This is a genomic window from Gloeobacter violaceus PCC 7421 (genome assembly GCF_000011385.1).
Lineage (GTDB): Bacteria > Cyanobacteriota > Cyanobacteriia > Gloeobacterales > Gloeobacteraceae > Gloeobacter > Gloeobacter violaceus.
Map to the genome: position 1 here is coordinate 774,839 of NC_005125.1, position 23,411 is coordinate 798,249.

The window sequence follows — 23,411 nt, forward strand, 5'->3', positions numbered from 1 at the left end:
CCGCCAGTCGCATTTAGCGGACAGAATATTCGATTCCACCAAGAAACGGTGCCTTTGACAGGAAATATTGACAGACCGGATCAGAGCTGGTCGGGATCGACCCCCTGGCTGCGCAGGTAGGAGGCAAGTTGCTCGGCGCGTTGCTGAGCAGCGTCAGCCCGCTGCCCTTCTTGATCAGCCCGTTGTTTTTCTTGCTCCTCGGCCAGCAGTACCAGTTGACCGTCCGGTGTAAAAAAGCGTAGCCAACCTTCATAGACACCCAGGTACAACTCCAATTGCCGACTCCACAACCGGCCGCGCTCGTCGGGGGAAAGTTCCTCATACCGGCCGTCGACAAGATGAAAACCTCGAAATTCAGTGCCCTCCGGGTCGAACCAGAAATAATCGGGCGTGCGAAAAGTGTCCTGGTAGATCTGCTTTTTGAGACCGCGATCAACGGCGGCGGTCGAAGCGGACAGCAACTCGACGATCACATTGGGGTATTTGCCGTCCTCGTGCCAGACAATCCAGCTTCGGCGGTCCCGGCGCTCGGTGCCCAGCACCACAAAAAAGTCGGGACCGCGAAAATCCTCCGATTTGCTCTGGTGTGGGCTGAAGTAAATCGTCAGATTGCCGGTGGCATAAAAATCCTGCCGGGACTGCCACCCGGATTCGAGCGAGCGAATGAGCAGATCCATCTGCTTGCGGTGCCGGTCGCTTTCCATGGGAGGCTCGTCGCTCCATAAATCGGCGGGAGGAAGGGCGATCTCCGCTGGAAAGTCAGTAGGACGAGAAAGATCTGTGGTGGTGAATTCGGGCATAACAATTCGCCTCTCGATGCTTTTGATCTTACCGATTCCCGCTTCGGGGTCGATGCTTCCCAACCAAAGCATTCCCAGGCACACCGAAAAGATATCTCTAAGCGCGACATCCGGGGAAGGCTCCCCACAACCCCGGGCGCGTAAAATCTGGAAAGGCCCGCGCGAGGTAACCTGATGTCCACAACCGTCCCCCCCGAGATCGAGGAGCACACCCGGACGTTGCGCGCGCTTTTGCACCGGTGGGGCTACGCCTATTATGTGCTGGATGCTCCCGAGGTGAGCGACGCCATCTACGACCAGCACTACCGCGAACTGGTCGACCTCGAAAGCCGTTATCCGGAGCTTGTCAGCCCCGATTCACCCACCCGGCGCGTCGGGGAGCGCCCCGCCTCGGCCTTTGTGAGTGTCACCCACCGGGTGCCGATGTTCTCCCTCGAGAACGCCTTCAGCCAGGCGGAACTCGAAAAATGGGGCGAAAGGCTGCTGCGTGCAATCGGCCCGGGTCTGGAGTTTATCTGCGAACTGAAAATCGACGGATCTGCCACTGCCTTGAGTTACGAGGACGGAGTGCTGGTGCGCGGCGCCACCCGCGGCGACGGCGTCGAGGGTGAAGAAATTACCCAGAACCTGCGCACGATCCGGGCGATTCCTCTCAAGCTGCTGGGGGGCGAGGTACCGGCGGTGCTGGAGGTGCGCGGCGAGGCGTTCATACCCCGCGACGAATTTGAGCGCATCAACCAGGAGCGCCAGGCGGCCGGTGAAAAACTGTTCGCCAACCCGCGAAACGCCTGCGCCGGCACCCTCAGACAACTCGATTCGCGGGTGGTGGCCTCGCGCCGCCTGGGCTTTTTTGCCTACACCGCCCACTACGGCCGCGCCGAAAGCCAGTGGGAAGCGCTCGCAGAACTCGAAAGCCACGGCTTTCGGGTCAACCCCCACCGCAGTCTGTGCCGGGATCTGGCCGAGGTGCGGACGTTTTGTGAGCACTGGGAGAACCACCGCCACGAGTTGCCCTACGACACCGACGGCGTGGTGGTCAAAGTCAATGCCTTTGACCATCAGCGGGAGGTGGGTTTCACCAGCAAATTTCCGCGCTGGGCGATTGCCTTCAAGTACCCTGCCGAAGAAAAAAGCACCGTCGTCGAAGCGATTGCCGTCCAGGTCGGGCGCACCGGGGCGCTCACGCCGGTGGCCGAACTGCAGCCGGTGGCGGTGGCAGGGACGACGGTCAGCCGGGCGACCTTGCACAACCAGGATCGTATCGAGTCTCTCGATGTGCGGGTCGGAGACACCGTAATTATTCGCAAGGCGGGCGAGATTATCCCGGAGGTGGTACGGGTGATCGGCGAATTGCGCCCGCCCGAAGCCGTGCCCTACGTTTTTCCCCAGACCTGTCCGGAGTGCGGCACGGCGGTAGTGCGCGCCCCGGGCGAGGCGGCGGTGCGCTGTCCAAACCCCCGGTGCCCGGCGCTCATCCGGGGGAAGCTCGGCCACTGGTGCGCGGCCCTCGAAATCGACGGCATCGGCGACAAGCTCATCGCCAGGCTGGTAAGCCTCGGCCTGGTCCATACGGTGGCGGATCTGTACGAACTGAGCGCAGAGCAACTGGCGGGCCTGGAGCGTCTGGGCGCCCGTTCGGCCGCCAAGATTGTCGAGCAACTGGACCGCTCGCACCGCCAGCCCTGGAGCCGGGTGCTCTATGGCCTGGGGCTGCGCCACATCGGTGCGAGCGTCTCGGTGGAGTTGGCCCGCGCTTTCGCAAGCGCCGATGCTCTCGCCCGAGCCGACCTGGCTGCTATCGCTTCGCTCTACGGCTTTGGAGAGGAGTTGGCCCGCTCGGTGGTCGAGTGGTTCGCGCAAGCAGAAAACCGCGCACTGCTCGAACGGCTCAAAGCCCACGGTCTACAGCTGGCCGGCGGCGGGCGGGCCGCCCAGAGCAGTGCCCTGGCGGGGCTCACCTTCGTGATCACCGGTACGCTGCCGACGCTGTCGCGCGAGGAGTGCACCGCCCTCATCGAGAGCCACGGCGGCAAGGTGACCAGTTCGGTGAGCAGCCGTACCAGCTACGTGGTGGCGGGTGAAAAAGCCGGCTCCAAACTCGCCCGTGCCCAGGATCTGAAGGTGGCCGTCCTGGATGAGGAGCAATTGCGGGCGCTCATCGAGACGCGTGAGATGCCGTGATCCTAGTTGACGACGTCTGGGAACCGCCCGCTGTCGGTATGCTGAGAAGATGCCGAGCGTGCCTCCCGTTCCGGCTCCACAATCGACATGAAGCAATTGCTTTACTGGGCCGCAGAAGCCCTGGCCGCCCTCAGCAGAAACCTGCGCTGGATGGGATGGAACCTCTTTCTGGCGCTGGTGCCCCTGGCGTTGAGTTTCTGGCTGTTCGATCCGAAGCGGCGGCGCTCACCGCTATGGTGGGGGGTGGCGGCGGTCTGGCTCGCCTTTTTGCCCAACGCCCCCTATGTTCTTACCGACGTCATTCACCTTATCGAGCAGATCCGCGGCCGAGGTTACTCCGCGTGGGTGATCACTTTGGCGCTCATTCCCCAGTACTTGTTATTTATCCTGGGGGGATTTGAAGCTTATGTACTGTCGCTGGTCCTGATGGGCCGCTACCTGCGGCGGCAGGGTTTGGCCCGGTTCATTCTGCCGGTTGAACTGGCCATCCACGCCCTCAGTGCAGTGGGCATCTACCTGGGCCGCTTCCAGCGCTTCAACAGCTGGGACATCATCACCCAGCCCGACGCCATCGTGGATGACCTGTTCAACGATCTCATCGACAAAGAGCCGCTACTGGTAATGGGGATCAGCTTTGCCGTGGTGGCGGGGCTTTACTACTTGCTCAAGGTCGTGAGCCTGGCGCTTATTTACTACTGGCGCAGGGGGCGTACCCCGGACGGCGCCGAGTGGACTGCGTAGGCTGTGGAAAAAGCAGTGCGACGGCCGTTCGCAACCGTGCTTATCGCCCTGCACAAACTGCTGTGGGGTATGGCCCTGGCAGCTGACAGCGACAGGCAAGCCGACTGAAAACTTTGGTAGCCAACTAGCTTGGCACGAAAGTCTGTGGAGCGAGAGGCGGAACCCCCTTCGGGTTCCCCTCTCGCGCTCTCCTCCTCCCCGCGTCGAGGGGCTGCCGGCCCCCCGACACCCCCCGGACTCAATGGCGAGGTGGGCGGGCGGGTCGGCGGGTGGGATGGGCTTATCTTTCCGGTGCGTGCACGACGCGTGTCGACTGCGGCGATGGGGCCGGCTTGTCGTTGGGCTGCGAATGGATTGGGGAGCGAAGCGGTGGAGGCAACGGCCCTACGGTCTTAAACCTGACCCCTCAGTTCACCCCCAGGCAGAACTGGGTGCCTTTGCCGCCTTCGATTTTGGTCCTGCTGCAGGCCCAGCTGTCGACTTCGCCCATCTGTTGCTCCTTGATCCCGGCGGAAGCGCGGACGAACTCGGCACCCTTGCTCACCTCCGGCAGCGCCTCCGCCGGGAGGTTGGCCTTGGCGAACGCCTCGAATTCCTGGGCGCGCTCCGGCTCGGTGAAGTTGGCCACCAGTCCCGGCAGGTACTTGTAGCGGTTGAAAAAGGCACGCTTGTCGAGCAGGGCTTTATAGTTTTGCTTGGCGAACTCCCAGGCCATCTCCCGGTGCTCGCCGCTGCCGGCCACCTGCAGCACCAGGTTGGTGGACAGGTTGGGCTCCTCCTCGCTCTTGAGCGAAAGCGCCAATGTCTGCTGAGCGAGTTTCGGGTCGAGCGCCCCGGCCAGCGCCGCGTAGTAGTTGCGCTTCTCTTCGGTGCTCTGGGTTTTGCGAGCCAGCGAAAGCAACTGATCGTAGGTGGCCTGGTCGGCGTAACGACCCACGACGCTCAGCACCGGCGGACGCAGGTTGGGGGCAAGCGACTCGGGGGCGCGCACAAAAGCTTCGAAGCGGCGGCGCGCCTCGGCGACGACGGCTTCGTCTTTGAACTTGCCCAGGGAAGCGAGCACGCTGCTCCTGAGCAGGCCGGTCGTCTCGAGCTCGCCGGGTTGGGCGTCCCAACCGACGCGCTGGTAGACCGGTTGCAACAGCGCCCGGGCATAGGTCTGGAAAGGCTCGCGGCCCGGCTGGCCGATTTGCAGCCGGTCGATTTCACCCAGGGTGGCGAGGATCTGCTGCCAGACCGCCAGGTTGGTATCCGCTTTGGCCGCCTCCGCCAGGCTCAGGTAGTCGCGCGCCCCCGCCTGCTTCGCCTGCACCAATGCCCAGGTGTCGCTGAGCAAATTCACCCGGTCCGCCGTCTGCAGGCGCGAGAAATTTTGCTTGAGCTGATTGAACAGGTCGCCCTCATACTTCACCCGGTAGTAGCCCGTGTCGCCCCGGTTGAGCTTGACTGGCGCTCCGCAACCCTCGGCGGTGGTGGTGGCCGTCTTATCGGCGAGCAAAAAAGATTCCACTTTGTCGCTGCCCACTTCGCCGTAGGTGATGGGCACCTTCCACAACAGCGCCTTGGCGTTCGGGTCGTTGACGGTGAAGCGGTCCTGCCTGAGGGCGAGCCGTTGCTTGCCCCCCTCGCAGCGCGAGGACACCGTCACCACCGGAAAGCCCGGCTGCTCGGTCCAGCCGGCGGCGATCGCCTGCACCGGCTGGCCGGAAGCCTCTTCGAGCGCCGCCCACAGATCGGCGGTGGTGGTGTTCGAGAGGGTGTGGGCCTTCATGTAGCGGCGGATGCCGTCACGAAATTTGGCTTCGCCCAGGTAGGCTTCGAGCATGCGGATGAACGCTTCGCCCTTTTGATAGGTGATCTCGTCGAAGGCGCTCGCCGCCTGGGCCGGATCGGTGACCGGCTGCTGGATGGGATGGGTGGTGGAGCGGGCGTCGGACTGCATGGCGACATTTTTGGCGGCGTTCGCCCGCAGCCAGACTTCCCACTCGGGGTTGAAGTGGTCGGTGGCCTTGGTGTCCATCCAGGAGGCGAAGCCTTCGTTGAGCCAGAGATTGTCCCACCAGGCCATCGTCACCAGGTTGCCGAACCACTGGTGCGCCACTTCGTGGGCGACGACGTTGAAGATCGCTTCTTTGGTGCTCTGGGAGGAGCGGGCCGGGTCGTAGAGCAAAATCGCTTCGTTGTAGGTGATGCCGCCCCAGTTTTCCATCGCGCCGCCAAATCCGCCGGGGACGGCTATCTGGTCGAGCTTGGGCAGGGCGTAACCCACGCCGAAGTAGTCGTTGTAGTAGGGCAGAAGCTTTTTAAGCGCCTCCTGGGCGTAGCGGCCGTTCTGGCTTTTGCCTTCGGTGGTGACCACGCCGATTTTGACCCCCGACGCCTGGTCATCGAGGGATTCCAATTCACCCGCGCACAGCACCAGCAGATAACTGGGCATCTTCGGGGTAGGGGCGAAGGCAATCGATTTGAGGCCGCCCCCCAGGCGCTTCTCGCTCGCCACGGGCATGTTGGAGACCGCCTTGAAGTTCTCGGGCAGATTGACCGTGAGGGCAAAGGGCGTGCGGAAGACCGGCTCGTCCCACAGCGGAAACATCCGCCGCGCGTCGGTGGGCTCCATTTGGGTGCCGAACATCAGCTTCTCGCCTTTGTCGGTTTTGTAGCGCACGTAGTAGAGCCCCTCGGCCTGGGCGTTCACCTGGCCCACAAAGGCCAGGGAAAGTTTGTGGGGACCGGTCGCAATCGGCCGGGCAAAGGTGATGGTGGCGGTCTGCTTCGCCGGATCGATTTTGACGGTGCCGGGTAGTTGGCCGTCGAGGCGGGCTTTGTCGACTTTGAGGTTGAGGGCGTTGAGCACCACGGTGCGGGTGGGCTTGCGCACCTCGATGTCGATCACTTCGGTGCCGATCGTGGTCAAACTTTTGGGGTCCGGGGTGATCTCGACCGCGTAGCGTGTCGGAATCACATCGCGCGGCAGCTGCCCGGGGGTGGTCGCAAACGAAAATTTTGGCTCGGCCTGTGCCGGCACTGCCAGCACAGCGATGATGGCCAGCCCCGTAAGACCCGTCAGTTGGCGAAACATGGATACCTGCACCTTTTCACGGAATACTCGCACGGCCGACCGACCGCGCCCAAAGTCAGTATGCAGTCGAGCGGCAGGGCAATTTGGTTCCCCATGACCCGAATCAATCGCCCGAACGTCCTGAACCGGGCTCAATCAGTGCTGTGATGCGGGCCAGGGATGCGTCGAGATGGGCGCGGGTGAGCGCGTCGAGCTTGCCCGCTGCGAGCGCTCTGCGGATCTGGGTGCGCAGGGCCGTCAGATCGGCGCGCGCCAGGCTCGCGGCATCCTCGGGAGGGGCTGACGCTCCGCTCGCCGCGGCAATCCCGAGGGCGGACCAGAGCGCTGCCTGGGGATTCGGCCCGACCAGGGCGAGCAGTTGGGCGAGGTGGGCACGCTGAAGATTGCGCCGGAAGCTGCTGATGCTTTGGTGGCGGGCGACTTCTTCCCAGATGACCGAGCGCACGTTGCTGAACATATCGGCCAGGGTGAAGCGCGGCTGGCCTTTTGGGTAGTGCAGCGGCAGATCCGCCAGCCGCTGCAGGGCGATCGGATGGTAGAGCCGCCCCAGGGCGCGCTTTTGGATGTCGAGCACCTGATCGTGCACCGGATAGTCGATGCGGGCGATGTAAAAAGGCGTGTTGCTGAAGTCCTCGAAGCGCTCCGGCGGCAGCTGATTGAGCAGGCTGGGCGAAAAGGCGAAAGCCCGGGCGCCAAAGATATAGCGGCCTAAAAAGGCGAGTGCCTCGTGCTGGCGGGCAGCACTCACCGGCTCGAAGGGCAACTGGTCGCCCGCGTCGCCCCGGTGGTGGCGGCGGTGGTAGAGGCCGCCCACGAACTTGGGCACCGAGGCGGCGGCGGTGGCGTGGGCGCGCAACGCCTGGGAAAAGAGCCGGCGCATCTTCTGGTAGCGCTCGCCCTTGCGCAGGTAGCCGCGCTCGGCGGTGGCGAGCAACTCGCCCGCCATCTCGATGCGCTCGCGATAAAAGCGAATCGGGTCGGAACCGAGATCGAAGGGACTGGTCACCGGGTCGATGCCCCGTGCGTCGAAGCCGAAGGCGTCCTCGTCGGTGCCGTAGGGTAGGTTGCGCTCGGCGATGCGCGCGAGCCCCACGGATTCTTCGGTCGCTTCGAAGGGCTTATAGGCGTAGGCGATCGCCCAGTAGTCGTACTCGCCCAGGCCGCTGTTCCAGAATTCGCCCTGGGGTTTGCCCCGCGGGGCAAGGTTGACCGGGTTGTAGTCCATGACTGAGGCGGATACCCCAGTTTTTTGGGTGCGGGAGCGATCGTGCAGGTGGGTGTGGGTGTGGGCGGCGCTGGCGCGGAAATTGTGCCTGAGACCCAGGGTGTGACCGACTTCGTGGGCGACCAGGGCGCGAATGGCATCGTGGATGTACGCTTTGGCTTCCCGTGCGCTGGGATCGAGCCCTCCTAAGCGCGCCGCAAGCACGCTCCAGCCGAAGGCCGCCTCCGAGGCAAGCCCCGCCTGAAACTGGCACAGCTGCGAAACGGGTAAGCGGGTGAGCAGGGGCGTGAGGGCGGCGGGACCGGCCAGCGGGGCGACATAATCCTCCCGCTCGCGCACCAGGTAGCGCACCAGATCGGCGCTGATGCGGATATCGGCGTCGTAGATCTGGCCGGTGAAAGGGTTGGCGCGGGCGGGACCGACGGCGTAGGCGCCCCCCGGATTGACAATCCAGCGCACGGTGTTGTAGCGCACGTCGGCTGGATCCCACTCGGCATCGTCGGGTTGCTGACGCACTTCGAGGGCGCCCTGGATGCCGATGCCCTCGAAGGCGCGGTTCCAGAGGAGCACCCCCTCGCGCACCGCCTCGCGGTACTCCAGCGGCACGGTGCGCTCCAGCCAGAAGACGATGGGCTGTTTGGGGGGCGAGAGGGCCGCGCTCGGGTCGGCCTTTTCGAGGTGCCAGCGGTTGATATAGCGAACGTAAGGGGTCTCGGCGGTCGGGTCGGTGTAGTCCTGGTGCAGCGTCAAAAAGTGACCCACCCGGTCGTCGGCCGGCCTCGGCCGGTAGCTCCCGCCGCTTTCATTCAATGTCGAGAGGCTGTAGCGGTAGCGGTGCTGCATGCTGCGCCCATCGGCGATCCGCCCGTCGGTCCCGCGCGGGCGATTGTTCTTGAAGTGCAGCACCGCCTCGATCTCGACGTTGAGCGGGAAGGCGCTCACCGGCCCCAGATAGCTCTCGTTCCGATCGAATGCAAAGTCGATCTTGTGGCGGCCTAGGGCGTTGGCCACCCCCGCATAGTCCTGCACAAAAAAACTCGACAGATCCACCAGAACGCTTTTGCGCTCGGGGTGCGGTCGACTCTCGATCTTGGCTGAACCGACAATCGAACTGGAGACCGCCCGCTCGACGGCGCGGCCAATCGGGGTGCCGGTCTCGGCGCGGTAGTAGACGTTTTTGTGAATCAGTTGAATCCGTTTGCCGACGCGCTTGAAAATAAATGGAAAGTTGTCGAGCATTGCCCCCGAGTCGAAGTACAACCCGTCGCCCGCTTCCAAAGTGACATTGCACAAGAACAACCGCTCAAACTGCTCCGGGGCGATTTCAATGAGCACCCGGTTCTCTTCGAGGTTGGTGTAGACCGTGAACAGTCCCTGGCTGGCGCGGTAGCCGCGCACCACCTCGTCGAAGGATTTTTCGTCCTCCCGGACGGCCGCAGCAAGCAACCCACCCCCGGAAGCGCTCAAAGCAGGCGTCTGGGCGGCGGCAGGTACAGCAAGCAGCAGGAAATGGCCAAGAACAGCCAGAATACACAGGTGAGATTGCATTTGCGTTTTTACATCGGATGGATGGGAGATATCCGGTAAACTTCCAGACAACCGCAGCGCTCGCAGCTTTGTGCTAAAGACTAGCACAGCCAGAATCAGCTACATCGCCTACCCCATTCAGATGAAATATTTCGTTTGATTGCTGGAGCCCTGGGCCGGTGGGCGGGGCGAGGGTGACCAACCTTTCGGGCTGGCGGACGAGGGCTTCTTTGGTCGCCTTGTCAAGGCGTTTGATAGCCGCCTCCAGGCGCAAAGCGGCGCTGCGATCGGCCACCGGCCAGCTGGCGGCGAGGCGGTCGAAACCCGCCATGCGTACAGAGCGTGCCCCTTTGCCGCTCGCGTGCAGGCGCAGGCGCGCTTCGAGATCGGCCGTCTGGCCGCAGTAGAGCGCACCGTTGCGGCAGCGCACCAGGTAGACCCAACAGCTCATCCGCCCTCCGGCACAATCGATCGACGCGCCGAGGGCCTACACTGAACAAACCCCGGTCGGCGATCCCACCGGCGGTACACACTATTCTGCGGTGGCCGATGCCCATTGTGTTCGGACCGCCGCCCAGCGGCGTGATCGCTGTGCTGCTGTGGCTGGCGCTCGTTTATGGACTGTTGCAGCTGGTGCGCGGCACCAACCGCGGCCTGCGGCGCGTTCAACGCTTCCATGCGATCCCCTGTACCCGCTGCCGCTACTTTACTGGGGAAACGGTACTCAAATGCCCGGTCAATCCCAAGGCTGCCCTCACCGAACAGGCGATCGGCTGCACCGACTTTGTCGGCGAAGTCGACTGAGAAGTACCCGGCTGTGAGAAAATTGCGATGCCCTTGAACCACAACGGTCTCTCTATAGATTGCGCCTGATACCCCGCCTTAGAAGTGGCGAACGCTAATTCTGGAAATTGACCGCTTCTGAGATCAGTAGGCACCAGACGATGGACACCGGCGGAATGGTTGGGGGGCTAGCCAGGATTTCGGGCTGCTGTATAATTATCCCGGCCCACCTCGGGATCGGCTGCTCAAGATTACTCCAAACTGGGTAGCAATCGCTGAAAGCCCCTCCATAATTGGGTTGCATTGCGCGGCCTTTGGCCCGACCTTGACTGAGGATCCTCCATTCCTTTCCACGATGTCAATGCTTGACGGAGGTGCAGCGCGGAACCCCCGGCCACCGACGCTAAGCTACGCTCTAGTGAAATGTGAGTACTATCTATGACCTTAGAAGAACTGATTCAGCAGCAGACAACTGTAGAAGAGCTGGTCCAGCAACTGCGGGCAACGCTGTTGCGGCTGGCGGATGCGGGTATGGATGTGACTATGCACTTCCGATCGGATGGGTTTGTCGCTGAGGTGGATTACAACGGGTTGTTTCCTCCGTTCGACAACTAGATCCGGGCGAGAAAGCGTCGCGATTTACCGCTTGAGGTGCCACAATCTGGGAGGTTGTCAACCAGAGCAGGTAGCACACGGCCATGCCCGATTTGGACCAGCGGACGATAGTGCCCGGCGGCTCTCGCGATGTCGGCGAGTTCGCCTTTGAGCCGCTCGACGATTTGCGGATCGTCTCGGTGAGTGAGATTCCTCCTCCAGTGCAACTGCGCGAGCAATTGCCTCTGGATGCGGCTGCCCAGAATACAGTGCGCCGGGGCCGCTCGCAGATTCGCGCTGTATTGGGCGGCTTTGATTCACGCCTGTTGGTGGTGGTCGGCCCCTGTTCGGTGCACGACGCCGATGCGGCGCGCGAGTACGCCCAGAGGCTGGCCGAGTGCGCCCGCCGCTATGCGGACGAACTGCTCATCGCCATGCGCGTTTACTTCGAGAAACCGCGCACCACGGTCGGCTGGAAAGGACTCATCAACGATCCCGGCCTCGACGGCAGCTGTCGTATCGGTGAGGGACTGACCACCGCCCGCGCGTTGCTGCTCGACATTGCCCGGCTCGGACTGCCGGCGGCCACCGAATTTCTCGACCCGATCACCCCCGAGTACATCGTCGATCTGATCAGTTGGGGGGCGATTGGGGCGCGCACGGTCGAAAGTCAGGTGCACAGGCAAGTGGCTTCGGCGCTTTCCTGTCCGGTGGGTTTTAAAAACGGCTCCTCCGGCGACATCGCCGTTGCCGTCGAAGCGGTGCTCTCGGCGCGCAACGCCCATCAGTTCCTTTCGCACACCCGCGAGGGTCGCACGGCTATCGTGCTGACCAGCGGCAATCCCGATTGCCATGTCGTGTTGCGCGGCGGCAAAAACGGCCCCAACCACTCGGCTGAACATCTCGCGCAGGCAGGGCGGTTGTTGCGCGAGGCGGGCTTGCCGGAGCGGGTGATGGTCGACTGCAGCCACGCCAACAGCTCCAAAGATCACCGCCGCCAGGGGGAAGTCTGCAAACAGTTGGCGGCACGGATTGCCGAGGGGGATATGCGGATGATGGGCCTGATGATCGAAAGTCACCTAGTCGAAGGGCGGCAGGAGTTAGGCGACGGCTGCAACTTGCGCCACGGTCAGAGCATCACCGATGCGTGCATCGGCTGGGAACAGACAGAGCAATTGCTTACCGGCCTACACGAGGCGGCCGGCGCTAGACGGTGTAAGCCGGCCGTCCGCGCCGAGTTGCTGGTTTGATGCCACAAGTCAAGGCTTGAGCACAACCTTGATACAGTCGTCTTTTTGATCGCGGAAGGTCCGGTAGCCTTCCGGTGCGTCGTCGAGTTTGAGGCGGTGGGTGATCACGAAAGTCGGATCGAGTTCGCCCTGCACGATGCGTTCCAACAGTGGTTGCAAGTAGCGGTGGACATGGGTCTGGCCCATCTTGAAGGTAAGCCCCTTGGCAAACGCCGCCCCCATGGGCATCTTGTCGAGTAGGCCGCCGTAGACGCCGGGGATCGAGACTGTGCCGCCTTTGCGGCAGGCGACGATTGCCTGGCGCAGGGCGGCGGGCTTGTCGGTCTCCAGCTTCAAGGCGTTCATGACGTTGTCGTAAATCCCTTCGATGCCGCTGCCGTGGGCTTCCAGACCCACCGCGTCGATGCAGTGGCTCGGCCCCCAACCGCCGGTCATTTCTTTAAGGGCCTCACCCACCTCTACCTCGTCGAGGTTGAGCACCTCGGCACCCCCCTGCTCCTTGGCCATTTTGAGGCGCTTGGGATGGCGGTCGATACCGATCACCCGGTCCGCCCCGAGCATGTAGGCACTTTTAATCGCAAACTGCCCAACCGGCCCGCAACCCCAGACCGCCACCGTGTCCCCCGGCTGGATGTTGCAGTTCTCCGCCGCCATATAACCGGTCGGAAAGATGTCGGTCAAGAACAACACTTGCTCGTCCGTCAGGCTTTCGGGTACCTTCATCGGTCCGGTATCCGCGAAGGGAACCCGCACGTACTCCGCCTGTCCGCCCGCGTAGCCTCCGAACAGGTGCGAATACCCAAAAAGCCCGGAACCGGAGGTAGATCCGTAGACTTTCTCGGCCATCCAGGCATTGGGGTTGGAGTTGTCGCACAGCGACCACAGCGTCCGCTCGCAGAAGTGGCAGTGGCCGCAGGCGATGGTGAAGGGCACCACCACGCGATCGCCCTTGCGCAGGTTCTTGACGGCCGCCCCGACTTCGACCACTTCGCCCATGAATTCGTGGCCAAGAATGTCGCCTTTTTGCATCGTCGGGATCACCCCGTCATAGAGGTGCAAATCCGAGCCGCAGATGGCCGTGGAGGTTACTTTGATAATGGCGTCGCGAGGATAAAGAATGGCCGGATCCGGGACGGTCTCAACCCGCACATCGCCCGCACCGTGCCAGCAAACCGCTTTCATAATCGCTCCTATGGGTGGATTAGCGCTGACCGGTGGGTTGGCCGTCGGTGGAAATAAGCTCGCCCGCTTCCATAAGTTGTTTGAAGCGGCGCAGATCGTCGTAAAGCTGCTGCGAAGTTTCCTCACCGGCGAACCAGGCTAGGACCGTTCCCAATTTTCCGGCAGGTGGATCGTAGGTGATCGTCACCTGCACCTGCGTGCCACCGTCCGGAGCCGGGCTGAACCGCACCAAACCGGCGTTTGCAACATCCGATCCTTCGAGCGAGCGCCAGGCTATCCGCTCGTTTTCTTTTTCTTCGACAATCTCTGCCAACCACTCAGCAGTGCCACCGCCCGGAGACTTTACAGCCCACCGCGAACGCCGCTCATCGACGATCTGCACCGACTGCAAATGGCCCATAAAGCGAGGCAGATTCTCAAAGTCGCGCCAAAAGCGGTAAAGATCCTCCGGCGAGCGGTTGACAGTCACGGCCTTTGCGATTTGGACGTTGCGCTCGTCCGGCAGGTTGCGCCCGTCGCCCCGCCCGGAGTGCGCGGTGTCGATATCGAGCGCTTTGTAGACGATGGATTTGCCCGTGACGCCCCGCAAAACCAGGCCTCCCCCCAGCAGCGCCAGGGCAAAGCCGCCCAGATTGTTGCGCGATAGACCGTAGAAGGCCACCAAACTGCCGCTGATCATCGAAATCAGCCTTTCTGTGCTGCCTACGTTCATCTCTTCGGTGCCGGGACCGCTCAAACCTGCCCGAGACCCCACTGAATCGCTTGTTGCCATCGGCTTGTCTCCATCGATTTGCGTACACACCGCTCGCTGACGCCTATGATCAATCCTGGTCTGCCTGTAGGTGTCGATTCACATTGAACGCGAACGATCCCGAAATAGCTCACTGTCCAACGGTAGATCCTGTTTGTGAAGGCTCCCATAGTTCGCAAGGTGTAACTTCGGGCGTTTAGCGCTATACCCGAAGATTGAACGCTGCCAAAGGAAATAAGTAATGTAAGTAATGTCGGAATAAATCATCAAATCTTGTGTGGCTTTTCCACCACACAATCGGGAATTTGCCAACGGGCTCTGCAACAACGTGAAGTAGCAACTGGATTTAATTTTGCAGAGCGATCTACCAAAAGATAGATTTCAAAGTTTCTCAGCCCCTGCTAGGGTCAAGTCGCATTAATGGGTTCCTGCTTTTAGAACAATTGTTGGCAAATACAAACAATGTCAATATAAAGCTTTCATTTCAATAGATTGGCTCAATGGATGGAGTAAAGCTTTGAGTCTCGTTTTGTTGAAACAACTGTTCCAAGCACTCTGCGCACTTATCGTCGGAGAATCCTGTGTTTGACATCAAGCTCAACGAATACGGTCTACCCTACCCAGAGATCATCGGAAGCGCAATACATCCTATCATTGTGCACTTTGTGATAGCCACGGTAATCGCTTCGGTGCTGTTTGACTTTATCGGTTATTTTGGTCGCAAACCCAGCTTTCACAACGTTGGGTGGTACAACCTGGTAGTCGCCTGTGCCGCCGTCATCGGCGCCATTATTTTCGGTCAGATTGAAGCCGGACTCGCGCACCAATCCAATGCAATGCAACCGGTGCTAGCCTGGCACACAATTATCGGATGGTCCCTGGGAGCCTTGATCTTGATCATGGCTGCCTGGAGGGGTGTGGCGCGTTATCGTGATCCCAATCGGCTCAACCCTGCTTACCTCGGTCTCTCGCTGCTGGTGGTCGGCACCGTGTTCTATCAAGTTTTCCTTGGGACACAACTGGTGTGGACTTACGGTATCCACGTCAAACCGGTGGTCGAAGCCACGACGGCCCGCACCCAGCCGTAATTCCACAACTACAACCCGCGGAATGCCGGAATGGATTTCAACAATTTGCCTTATCTGGTTCCTCTCCATCCGACCTTTGTGCACTTTACGATTGGACTGTTTATCATTGCCGTTTTCTTCGACGCGGCCGGGGCATTCTACGATTTTCGCAAGCGCCTCGGTCTGACCTTGCCCATTGGCCGGTCGAGTTTGTTCGACATCGGCTGGTGGAACCTGGTGGCGGCAGCGGTGATTTCGTTCGTGACCGTGGCTTTTGGAATGTTCGAGACTTTGCTGATTGAAATTTCGCCGGCGGAAGCAAATATTCTGAGCCGCTGGGGTTTCTCCCTTGAACAGACCCGATTGCTGCACGCGGTCGGTGGGGTGACCATGCTGGCGGTGATTGTGCTGATGAGCGTCTGGCGTGGATTTCAGCGCTATTTTTGGCGCAAGCACGAGGAGCGCCAAGTGCAATGGGGATATGTATTTACCGGGGTGATTGCCGTCGGTCTTTTGTACGTGCAGGGAGAACTGGGTGCCCAGATGGCCAATGACTTTGGTGTACACAACACGGCGGTGCAACTGCTGCGCAATCCGGCCGCCGATCCGTCGGAGCGTTGTCGCGTTACGGGGGTGTGCGAATGAACCGGTTCGATCGGCTCCCACGGGCCTCCACGATCTTCAAAGTGGTGCTGCTCGTCGTCGCTGTTGTCGTGATCACCCTGGCCTCTTTTTTAATTGGCGGCAACATCGACTGGCTGCTGCCCCTGGCCGGTTCGGCGGAGGCGAAGTCGGTAGACCAGCTTTTTCGGTTCATGGCGATCGTCGGCACGATGATCACCCTGGCCATCGTGGCACTTCTGGTTTATTCGGGTTTCGCCTTTAAGCGCGCCCCGGACGACTACTCCGACGGCCCGCCCATCGAGGGCAGCCTGCAATTGGAGATTCTTTGGACGATCCTGCCCATCGTGCTGGTGACGTTTCTGGGGGTCTACAGTTACGACGTGTACCTGAAACTGATACGCAGCAATCCCCAGACCGGCGCAAGCCATCATCTGGGGCCGAAGTCGCAGTTGCGCGAAGTGGCTCAGGTGACCGACTCCCCCGAGTTGGGTCCCAAACGGGAAGGGCAGACCGAACTCACCGTCGCGGTTGAATCGGTGCAGTGGGCCTGGGTATTTACCTACCCCCAGAGCGGCGGGCTCACCACCGCCGAGTTGCACCTGCCGGTCAACCGGCCCGTGGTGCTGAAGATGACCGCCAAGGACGTCATTCACGGCTTCTGGGTGCCCGAATTTCGCCTCAAGCAGGACATTATCCCGGGCCGGACTACGGAGATCCGGCTTTTGCCCGACCGGGTGGGCGAGTACGTGCTGCATTGTACACAACTGTGCGGCACTTACCACGGGGCGATGCGGGCCACCGTCTATGTGCAGACGGCTGCCGAATTTGAGAAGTGGCGCACTACCCAGGTGGCCGCCGGGGAGCGTGACGCTGCTGTGGCGACCGTCGTTGACCCTGTGCCTTTGCTGACGCCTGTGCGCTCGCCCCAGACGGCCCGGCTTCTCGAACACCTCCAGCAACCCAACAGAGGATCGTAATAGTCATGGTCGATGTTTCTGCTTCCCAGACCGCTTCCAACCGGGCGACCGGCGATTGGCGGCGCTATTTCACCTTCAACACCGACCACAAGGTGATCGGCATCCAGTATCTGGTCACCGCCTTTACCTTCTACCTGATAGGCGGGTTGCAGGCGATGATTATCCGGGCGGAACTGGCTACACCTGAGTCGAACGTCGTCAGCCAGGACGCCTACAACGGCCTGTTCACCCTGCACGCCACGATCATGATTTTTTTGTGGATCATCCCGATGTCGGCCGGGCTCGGCAACTACTTGGTGCCACTGATGATCGGCGCACGGGATATGGCTTTTCCGCGGTTGAATGCTGCGAGCTTCTGGCTCATTCCCCCGGCGGGACTGGTGCTGCTCTCGTGCTATCTGGTCCCGAGCGGCCCGCCCCAGGCAGGTTGGTGGTCCTATCCGCCCCTGAGCCTGCAGGCGATTCAGGTGGGTGAGCAGACGTTCTTCAACTACGGCCAGTCGCTGTGGTGTATCGGCGTCGGCATCCTTGGGATCTCCTCGATTTTGGCGGCGGTCAACTTTATCGCCACGATCCTGGCGATGCGCACCGAGGGAATGACCCTCTTCCGCATGCCGATCTTTATCTGGAATACCCTGGTCACTTCGGTGATCACGCTGTTGGGAGTACCGGTGCTCACCGCCGCCGTGGTGCTGCTGTGGTCGGATTTGGCTTTGGGGACCGCCTTTTTTGACCCGGCCAGAGGCGGCGACCCGGTGGTCTACCAGCACATGTTCTGGTTCTACTCGCACCCGGCCGTCTACATCATGATCCTGCCCGCGATGGGCGCGGTCTCGGAGATCCTGCCCACCTTCGCACGCAAGCCGCTGTTCGGTTACCGGGTGGTGGCCATCTCGACGGTGGCCATCGGGGTGATCGGCTTTACGGTCTGGGCGCACCACATGTTCACCTCCGGCACCCCCGACTGGTTGCGGCTGTTTTTTATGATCACCTCGATGACGATCGCCGTACCGACCGGGATCAAAGTCTTTAACTGGGTAGCCACCATCTGGGGAGGCAAACTCTGGCTCACCACGCCGATGCTCTTTGCCATGGGTTTCGTGGGTATGTTCGTGGCGGGGGGGGTGACCGGGGTGATGCTCGCCTCCGTGCCGGTGGATATCCACGTAAGCAACACCTACTTCGTGGTCGCCCATCTGCACTACGTGCTGTTCGGAGGCAGCGTGCTCGGTCTGTACGCCGCGGTATACTACTGGTTTCCGAAGATGACCGGACGGTTTCTCAACGAAACCCTGGGCAAAGTCCACTTCTGGACCACGATCATCGGCCTGAACCTTGCCTTTCTGCCGATGCACCAGGTGGGACTGTTGGGCATGCCGCGTCGGGTGGCGGAATATCTGCCGCAGTTCACTCTCCTCAATCAAATCGTTTCGCTCGGGGCGGCGGTGCTGGGTATCTCGACACTGCCGTTTCTGCTCAATGTGCTCATCAGTTGGCTTGCCGGCACTAAGGCAGAGAATGACCCCTGGCGCTCCCACGGTCTAGAGTGGACCATCTCCTCGCCGCCGCCGCTCGAAAATTTTGGTCAGCTGCCCGTGATCACCGCCGGGCCTTACGAATACGGCATCATCGGCAAAGGTGCTGGCCCGGAGGATCCTTCAGAGACCTAGCTGTTAGCCGGGCATGGAAGAAGCGCATCGTTTTACTTGGCACTAAACGGCTGCTTAAGCACTTTCAAGCCGCTCGCTCAACACAGGTTCGTGCATGGCCAGGGACGTCGGCACTAGCGACCAGCCCGCCCGGAGCAACTTTTGGTAACAGGCCCACCCTTTCGAGCCGTCCGGTTCGTTGTAATCGGAAACGACGTATTCTGGACGCTGATTATAAGGCACCCAAGGTTGAGAGGGATGGGTTCTCAGGTGCAGCACCTGCATGCCTCCGGTTTCGGTCATGGGCAACCAGCACATTTGTCGAATCATACCAAAGCTCCTGTGCAAGACAACGAATTTTGTCCTTCTCCGGCTGAGCGAGTGGACCTTGCGGATATGCAGTTCAGGGTCTCAATCGGGCACTTATGCAAGAATTGCAAGAACCCTCACAAGAACAAGGGGCTCAAAAGACGAGCCCTACCCGCAGCTCGAGAGAAAGCCGCCAGAGTGAGCTTGGCGGCTGTTGACTCCCGTGACTTTGCTGTGCTGACCACCGGTCTAGGGCTAAGCATTCAATCGTCAGCAATGCTAAACTTGGAGAACTAAGCAAATGCCATAGCCCGCATCAACCTATGGCACTAACTTAGACACTCACTAGAAGAATCGGTTCTATCTTTAGAAGGATTTGTGGTACTAGCCCTAGAGGTGAATCCCGCGAAAACCCTTTCTGCTAAGTGTGACTCGGTTTGCGCTTGTGTGCGGTTCCCAAACGAGCCCTTCGGCTTTGCCGGAGATGGCTACGGTGATTCGCACAAAACTCCAGACTGCGCAGTATGTCAGCAATAACGAAGCGATGAGCAAACCACTATACACTCTTGGTCTCTAGACAGAGTTCCCGCAGAACCTCATGTTTTAACAGAGGATTTGTTTGCACCTGTGCTGTTAGTATAAGGCAGGTATTGCAACAATAATAGCGGAGACTGAATTGGGATCACAACACAGTTAGGAATTGCACTCGAGCCCTATACTACCGTTTGGAATTGGCACAGTTAAACCGAACGGCAAATTTGAAATGGAGCGATTGGCAGGCGGGTCTTGTCCACGTCGATCTTTACTATAACTATAGGGCATGCCCTGAGGTATACCTGCGCAGGCGGCAACACGAATATCGGTTGCAGCTGTGCGTCCAGCTGAGCAATTTTGGGGTTGACAGTCTTGAAGTAAGGTCAAAAATTCCGAATGTTGTAGGGTGTTTCTAAAGTTGTTTGCTTTTTTTAGGTTTATTTTGATTCACAGTTAGGCCATTAGCAAATAGGTTGAAGTAGGTTACTCCTTTCGGGAGATGGGAACATTTGGATGTTTGCTTAGCCTGTTGTTACAAGCCGATTTTGGATTTTGATTATGATGTCAGGGCAGGATAATAAAGATAAAACGATTACCGCCGATCCCCTGGATCCGGCTCGCGATCGCAATGAATTTCGCCTCGGTTGGACGCCCCAGGCCGAGATTTGGAATGGTCGCTTTGCGATGATTGGTTTTGTGGCTTATTTGCTTTGGGATCTCGCGGGCTACAGTGTGGTTCGCGATGTTCTCAACATTGCCTCCGGCACCGGCTTTCCCCGCTAAGGCAGGTGAACGCTTTCACATTGAGAACCAATTTCTCTCGCCGCCAGACTCTGGATTATCCAATCCGGGGCCTGGTTTTTTATGGCATTGCATAAAAAACCGAATCCTTGTTGTTTTTGCATCTTCCCTGTCATCAGGAGTCACCATGAACCTCAAACCGATCGAACAGCAGGTGGTCGTAGTGTTTGGAGCATCGAGCGGCATCGGCCGGGCGAGTGCCCTGCAATTTGCCGGCCGGGGTGCAAGCCTTGTGGTAGCTGCCCGCAGCGAGGGAGGATTGGCTTCACTGGTCGCCGAAGTTCGACGGTTCGGAACTCAGGTGGTGCCGATCGTCGCCGATGCCGCGGATTTTGCGCAGGTGTCGCGGGTGGCCGACCTGGCGGTCGAGAGCTATGGTCACCTCGACACCTGGGTGCACGCAGCCGCTACGGCGGTGATTGGCCGCTTCGAGGAAACTACCGCCGAAGAGTTTCGGCGGGTGGTGGATGTCAGTTTACTCGGGCAGGTCTATGGGGCGATGGCGGCCCTGCCGCACCTCAAGCGGACCGGCGGCGGCGCCCTGATTCATGTTTCCTCGGTAGAGGGGCGGCGGGCTATGCCGCTGATGGCCGCCTACGCCGCCGCTAAACACGGCGTCGAAGGTTTTCTCGAATCGCTGCGGCTTGAACTGCGCAAAGACGGAGTTCCTGTGAGCGTCACCAGCATTCTCCCCTCAGTGATCAACACACCCTTCTACAACAAAGCGCGCAGCAAACTGGGCGTCAAACCCTCCGGGGTACCACCCTACTACCAACCGGAACTGGTGGCGGACGCTATCGTGTTCGCCGCCCAGCATCCCGTGCGCGAATTGATCGTGGGCGATTCCGGTCGGGTGCTCGATTGGCTTCAGCGGCTCTCGCCGCCTTTGCTGGATAAGCTGCTGGAGTGGACCGCTTTCGATTTGCAGCGCACCCAGCAACCCAAATCCCCAGGCGATCCCGATAACCTGTTCACTCCCATAGACAGCGAACAGGGATACGACCGCTCTCGGGGAGATTTTAGTCATCTGGCCATCCCCAGTTTGCTCGATTGGACCGATCGCTATCCGGCGGTTGCCGCCGCGTTGGGGGCGTTCGCTTTGTTGGGCCTAGTCGGGCTTTTGCGGCCACGGGTAAACGAACAAGTCAGCAAGTAAACGCATCTACTTTTGATTGAGGGAGCAACCGGTGCAACCCAAAGCAATCCACACTCAAGTCTTGCCTGAATACGGACTTGCGCTTTGGGCTCGAGCAGAGGAGGAGCCGCAGTGATACGCTGAGGAAAATCCCTCAACACCCCTATGGCACTGCGCTTCATCATTGTCGAAGATCATCCCGAAGTGGCCAAGAACAACTGCGAGTGGTTGCAGAAGCTCGAAGCCGACGCCTACTGCGAGACTTTGAGCGACCCGGTCGCCGCCATCAAGCGCCTCAAAGAATTCCAACCGGATTTGCTGGTGATCGATTTGCTCTACGGTCAGACCAGCGGCCAGCAGTCGGCAGAGCCGGGCCTCAATTTGCTGCGCGACGTCTTCAAGCACTTTCCGCACCAGTGCGTGATGGTCTATTCGAGTGAGCCCCTGTTGCTCACCCCCCTAGGCGATGCGATCGGTCGCCATGAGGGCGGTTTTGCCGCCGTCAACAAGATGGACCGGCGCACCCAGTTTCTCGAAGGTGCCAAAAGTGCTCTGAGCGGCGAGCTGAAGATCCCCCGCGAGCTGCGCGGTCTGTTGCAGCTGACCGAGCGGGAGGTCGAGGTGCTCGGCCTTATCTGCAAAGAAGCGCTTACCGATCAGGCCGTGGCCGATCGCATCTATACCAGCAAAAAAACGGTACAAAACCACGTCCAGCGCCTTAAAGAAAAGCTGGGGATCGCTCTGGAGGATACCAACGAAACCAACGGCCGGGTGGCGCTGTGTATCGAGGCGGTGCGGCGCAAGCTGGTGCAGTTTTAGAAATGCGGGCCGTTCTGTGCGGCTACTACGGCTTTGGCAACTGCGGCGACGAAGCGTTGCTGTCCACTCTGCTGCAGATGCTGCCCGCCCACGTCCAGCCGGTGGTGCTCGCGGCCAACCCCCGACAAATGCAAAAACGCTACGCCGTCGAATGCCGGGATCGCTGGAACTTGTTTGCAGTCAGCAGCACCATTGCCCGCGCCGATGCCTTTATCTGGGGCGGCGGCAGTCTGATGCAGGATGTCACCGGCCGCAAAAGCGTGCTCTACTACGGTTCGCTGATGCAGCTGGCCCAGAGTTTCGGCAAGCGCACCGTCGCCTGGGCGCAGGGCATCGGGCCGTTGCGCGATCCCTGGTGCCGCGATTACACCCGCAGACTGCTGGCGGGCTGCCGGGCGGTGAGTGTGCGCGATGCGGCTTCTGCCCGGTTACTCGATAGCTGGAGTATCCCCCACGAACAGACCTGCGATCCGGTCTGGGCACTGGAACCGGCTTCTAACCCGACGGCCGGGGCGCTCGCGCCGCCGCGCGTGGCGGTGGTCCTCAGACCCCACCCGGACCTCGACGTGCGGCGGCAGGCCGTGATCATCGCGGCCCTCGACCAACTGCAGCGCGACATCGGTGCAAGCGTTCTGTGTGTTCCTTTTCAGATTCCCGGGGATGAACCCCTTGCCCGCACGGTTGCCGAAAGTCTCGAAAAACCCGGCCTGGTGGTGAGCGAGGGCGATCCCCGTCGATTGATGGGCCTGTTCGCCTCGGTGCAGCTTACTGTCGCCATGCGCCTGCACGGTGTGCTGATGGCCGCCGCCGGGGGTAATCCGGTCTGGGGCCTCAGCTACGATCCGAAAGTGACCCAACTGCTCAGCGAGATCCAGGCTCCCGGCTGCGAACTCAACCGGCTTCCCGACGACCCGGCGGTGCTCGCCCGCGCCTGGGGTGAAGCCTACAGGCAGGGCAGCGGTCTCAATGCCGAGGCGCGCCAAAGCTGGGTGCAGAGAGCACGCGCCAACGCTCGGGTACTTACCCGGGTGCTTGCCCCGGCTTAGCAGTCCGGTTCGTAGGTGCTAGTCAAGTTGTGGCGGTTGAGGCTTTCGCTATAAAATTCGGCGTGTTCAAGGGCACAGACAATCACCACCGCCACCCCGCCATTGTGGGCTTCGAGCATGATCTTGCGCGCCTTGGAAGGCTGCATCTTTGGAATGGTCTTCATCAACACCTCGATCACATAGTTCATCGGCGTGTGATCGTCGTTGTGCAGCAGAACTTTGTACAGCGGCATGGGTTTGCGCTGTACACTTTTCCTCTCAAGGGTCTCGGTGCTCATAAAAAATTCGGGTGGATGCGCAAAAATACTCAGCTACTTATTCTGCCTGCCGGTAGAGG

At 60.6% G+C, this 23,411-nt stretch carries 20 protein-coding genes; 13 read left to right on the top strand and 7 right to left on the bottom strand.

The features are described from left to right. Positions 1–80: 80 nt before the first annotated feature. A complete protein-coding gene (locus tag GLL_RS03785) occupies positions 81–800 on the bottom strand; it encodes a Uma2 family endonuclease (protein WP_011140728.1) in 720 nt (239 codons plus the stop codon). Positions 801–974: 174 nt separating this feature from the next. Here GLL_RS03785 and ligA point away from each other — a divergent pair, with 174 nt between their 5' ends. Then, positions 975–2,981: an NAD-dependent DNA ligase LigA gene (gene ligA, locus GLL_RS03790; protein ID WP_011140729.1), complete on the top strand. Its 2,007-nt coding sequence runs from the start codon at positions 975–977 to the stop codon at positions 2,979–2,981. Positions 2,982–3,068: 87 nt separating this feature from the next. Beyond that, entirely contained in the window at positions 3,069–3,722 is a 654-nt protein-coding gene (locus GLL_RS03795; RefSeq protein ID WP_011140730.1) for a DUF1361 domain-containing protein, read from the top strand. Positions 3,723–4,128: 406 nt separating this feature from the next. Here the strand turns inward: GLL_RS03795 and GLL_RS03800 are convergent, their stop codons facing one another. The 3 genes from GLL_RS03800 to GLL_RS03810 form a co-directional block, all read right to left on the bottom strand. Continuing rightward, a complete protein-coding gene (locus GLL_RS03800) occupies positions 4,129–6,801 on the bottom strand; it encodes a M1 family metallopeptidase (RefSeq protein WP_164928589.1) in 2,673 nt (890 codons plus the stop codon). A 103-nt stretch (positions 6,802–6,904) separates the two neighbouring features. Further along, positions 6,905–9,574, bottom strand: coding sequence for a zinc-dependent metalloprotease (locus tag GLL_RS03805; RefSeq protein ID WP_164928590.1), 2,670 nt, complete (start codon positions 9,572–9,574; stop codon positions 6,905–6,907). 73 nt (positions 9,575–9,647) lie between these two features. Next, the gene (locus GLL_RS03810) at positions 9,648–10,004 is read right to left on the bottom strand and encodes a GIY-YIG nuclease family protein (protein WP_011140733.1); all 357 of its coding nucleotides are present in this window, start codon (positions 10,002–10,004) and stop codon (positions 9,648–9,650) included. A 98-nt stretch (positions 10,005–10,102) separates the two neighbouring features. Between GLL_RS03810 and GLL_RS03815 the strand changes: the two genes are divergently transcribed. The 3 genes from GLL_RS03815 to GLL_RS03825 all read left to right on the top strand — a co-directional run bounded on the left by GLL_RS03815 (position 10,103) and on the right by GLL_RS03825 (position 12,180). Continuing rightward, on the top strand, positions 10,103–10,357 hold the full coding sequence (locus GLL_RS03815; RefSeq protein ID WP_164928591.1) for a hypothetical protein: 255 nt from the start codon (positions 10,103–10,105) through the stop codon (positions 10,355–10,357). Positions 10,358–10,774: 417 nt separating this feature from the next. Beyond that, entirely contained in the window at positions 10,775–10,951 is a 177-nt protein-coding gene (locus tag GLL_RS03820) for a hypothetical protein (protein WP_011140735.1), read from the top strand. Between the two features lie 83 nt (positions 10,952–11,034). Beyond that, entirely contained in the window at positions 11,035–12,180 is a 1,146-nt protein-coding gene (locus GLL_RS03825) for a 3-deoxy-7-phosphoheptulonate synthase (RefSeq protein ID WP_164928592.1), read from the top strand. Positions 12,181–12,189: 9 nt separating this feature from the next. On the opposite strand, the gene GLL_RS03830 is transcribed toward GLL_RS03825, so the two are convergent. Together GLL_RS03830 and GLL_RS03835 are read right to left on the bottom strand one after the other, a co-directional pair. Next, complete coding sequence (locus tag GLL_RS03830) at positions 12,190–13,362, bottom strand: zinc-dependent alcohol dehydrogenase (protein ID WP_011140737.1); 1,173 nt, start codon at positions 13,360–13,362, stop codon at positions 12,190–12,192. Between the two features lie 19 nt (positions 13,363–13,381). Further along, on the bottom strand, positions 13,382–14,134 hold the full coding sequence (locus GLL_RS03835; protein ID WP_197530111.1) for an SRPBCC family protein: 753 nt from the start codon (positions 14,132–14,134) through the stop codon (positions 13,382–13,384). A gap of 560 nt (positions 14,135–14,694) precedes the next feature. On the opposite strand from GLL_RS03835, the gene GLL_RS03840 reads away from it, so the two are divergent. The 8 genes from GLL_RS03840 to csaB all read left to right on the top strand — a co-directional run bounded on the left by GLL_RS03840 (position 14,695) and on the right by csaB (position 23,074). Beyond that, entirely contained in the window at positions 14,695–15,201 is a 507-nt protein-coding gene (locus GLL_RS03840) for a DUF2231 domain-containing protein (RefSeq protein ID WP_011140739.1), read from the top strand. 30 nt (positions 15,202–15,231) lie between these two features. Then, positions 15,232–15,825 (top strand): DUF2231 domain-containing protein, encoded by a 594-nt coding sequence (locus tag GLL_RS03845; protein WP_011140740.1) that lies wholly within the window; start codon positions 15,232–15,234, stop codon positions 15,823–15,825. After that, on the top strand, positions 15,822–16,781 hold the full coding sequence (locus GLL_RS03850; protein WP_011140741.1) for a cytochrome c oxidase subunit II: 960 nt from the start codon (positions 15,822–15,824) through the stop codon (positions 16,779–16,781). The genes GLL_RS03845 and GLL_RS03850 overlap by 4 nt, the downstream gene beginning before the upstream one ends. A gap of 5 nt (positions 16,782–16,786) precedes the next feature. After that, complete coding sequence (ctaD, locus tag GLL_RS03855; RefSeq protein ID WP_011140742.1) at positions 16,787–18,451, top strand: cytochrome c oxidase subunit I; 1,665 nt, start codon at positions 16,787–16,789, stop codon at positions 18,449–18,451. A gap of 1,380 nt (positions 18,452–19,831) precedes the next feature. Next, positions 19,832–20,056 carry a chlorophyll a/b-binding protein gene (locus tag GLL_RS03860; protein WP_011140744.1) on the top strand — a complete coding sequence of 75 codons (225 nt, stop codon included), beginning with the start codon at positions 19,832–19,834 and terminating at the stop codon, positions 20,054–20,056. Positions 20,057–20,201: 145 nt separating this feature from the next. Beyond that, positions 20,202–21,230, top strand: coding sequence for an SDR family oxidoreductase (locus GLL_RS03865; protein WP_011140745.1), 1,029 nt, complete (start codon positions 20,202–20,204; stop codon positions 21,228–21,230). Positions 21,231–21,374: 144 nt separating this feature from the next. Next, complete coding sequence (locus GLL_RS03870) at positions 21,375–22,028, top strand: response regulator transcription factor (protein WP_011140746.1); 654 nt, start codon at positions 21,375–21,377, stop codon at positions 22,026–22,028. 2 nt (positions 22,029–22,030) lie between these two features. Continuing rightward, complete coding sequence (gene csaB / locus GLL_RS03875; RefSeq protein WP_011140747.1) at positions 22,031–23,074, top strand: polysaccharide pyruvyl transferase CsaB; 1,044 nt, start codon at positions 22,031–22,033, stop codon at positions 23,072–23,074. Here the strand turns inward: csaB and clpS are convergent. Beyond that, a complete protein-coding gene (gene clpS / locus GLL_RS03880; protein ID WP_011140748.1) occupies positions 23,071–23,352 on the bottom strand; it encodes an ATP-dependent Clp protease adapter ClpS in 282 nt (93 codons plus the stop codon). The genes csaB and clpS overlap by 4 nt on opposite strands. Positions 23,353–23,411 lie beyond the last annotated feature (59 nt).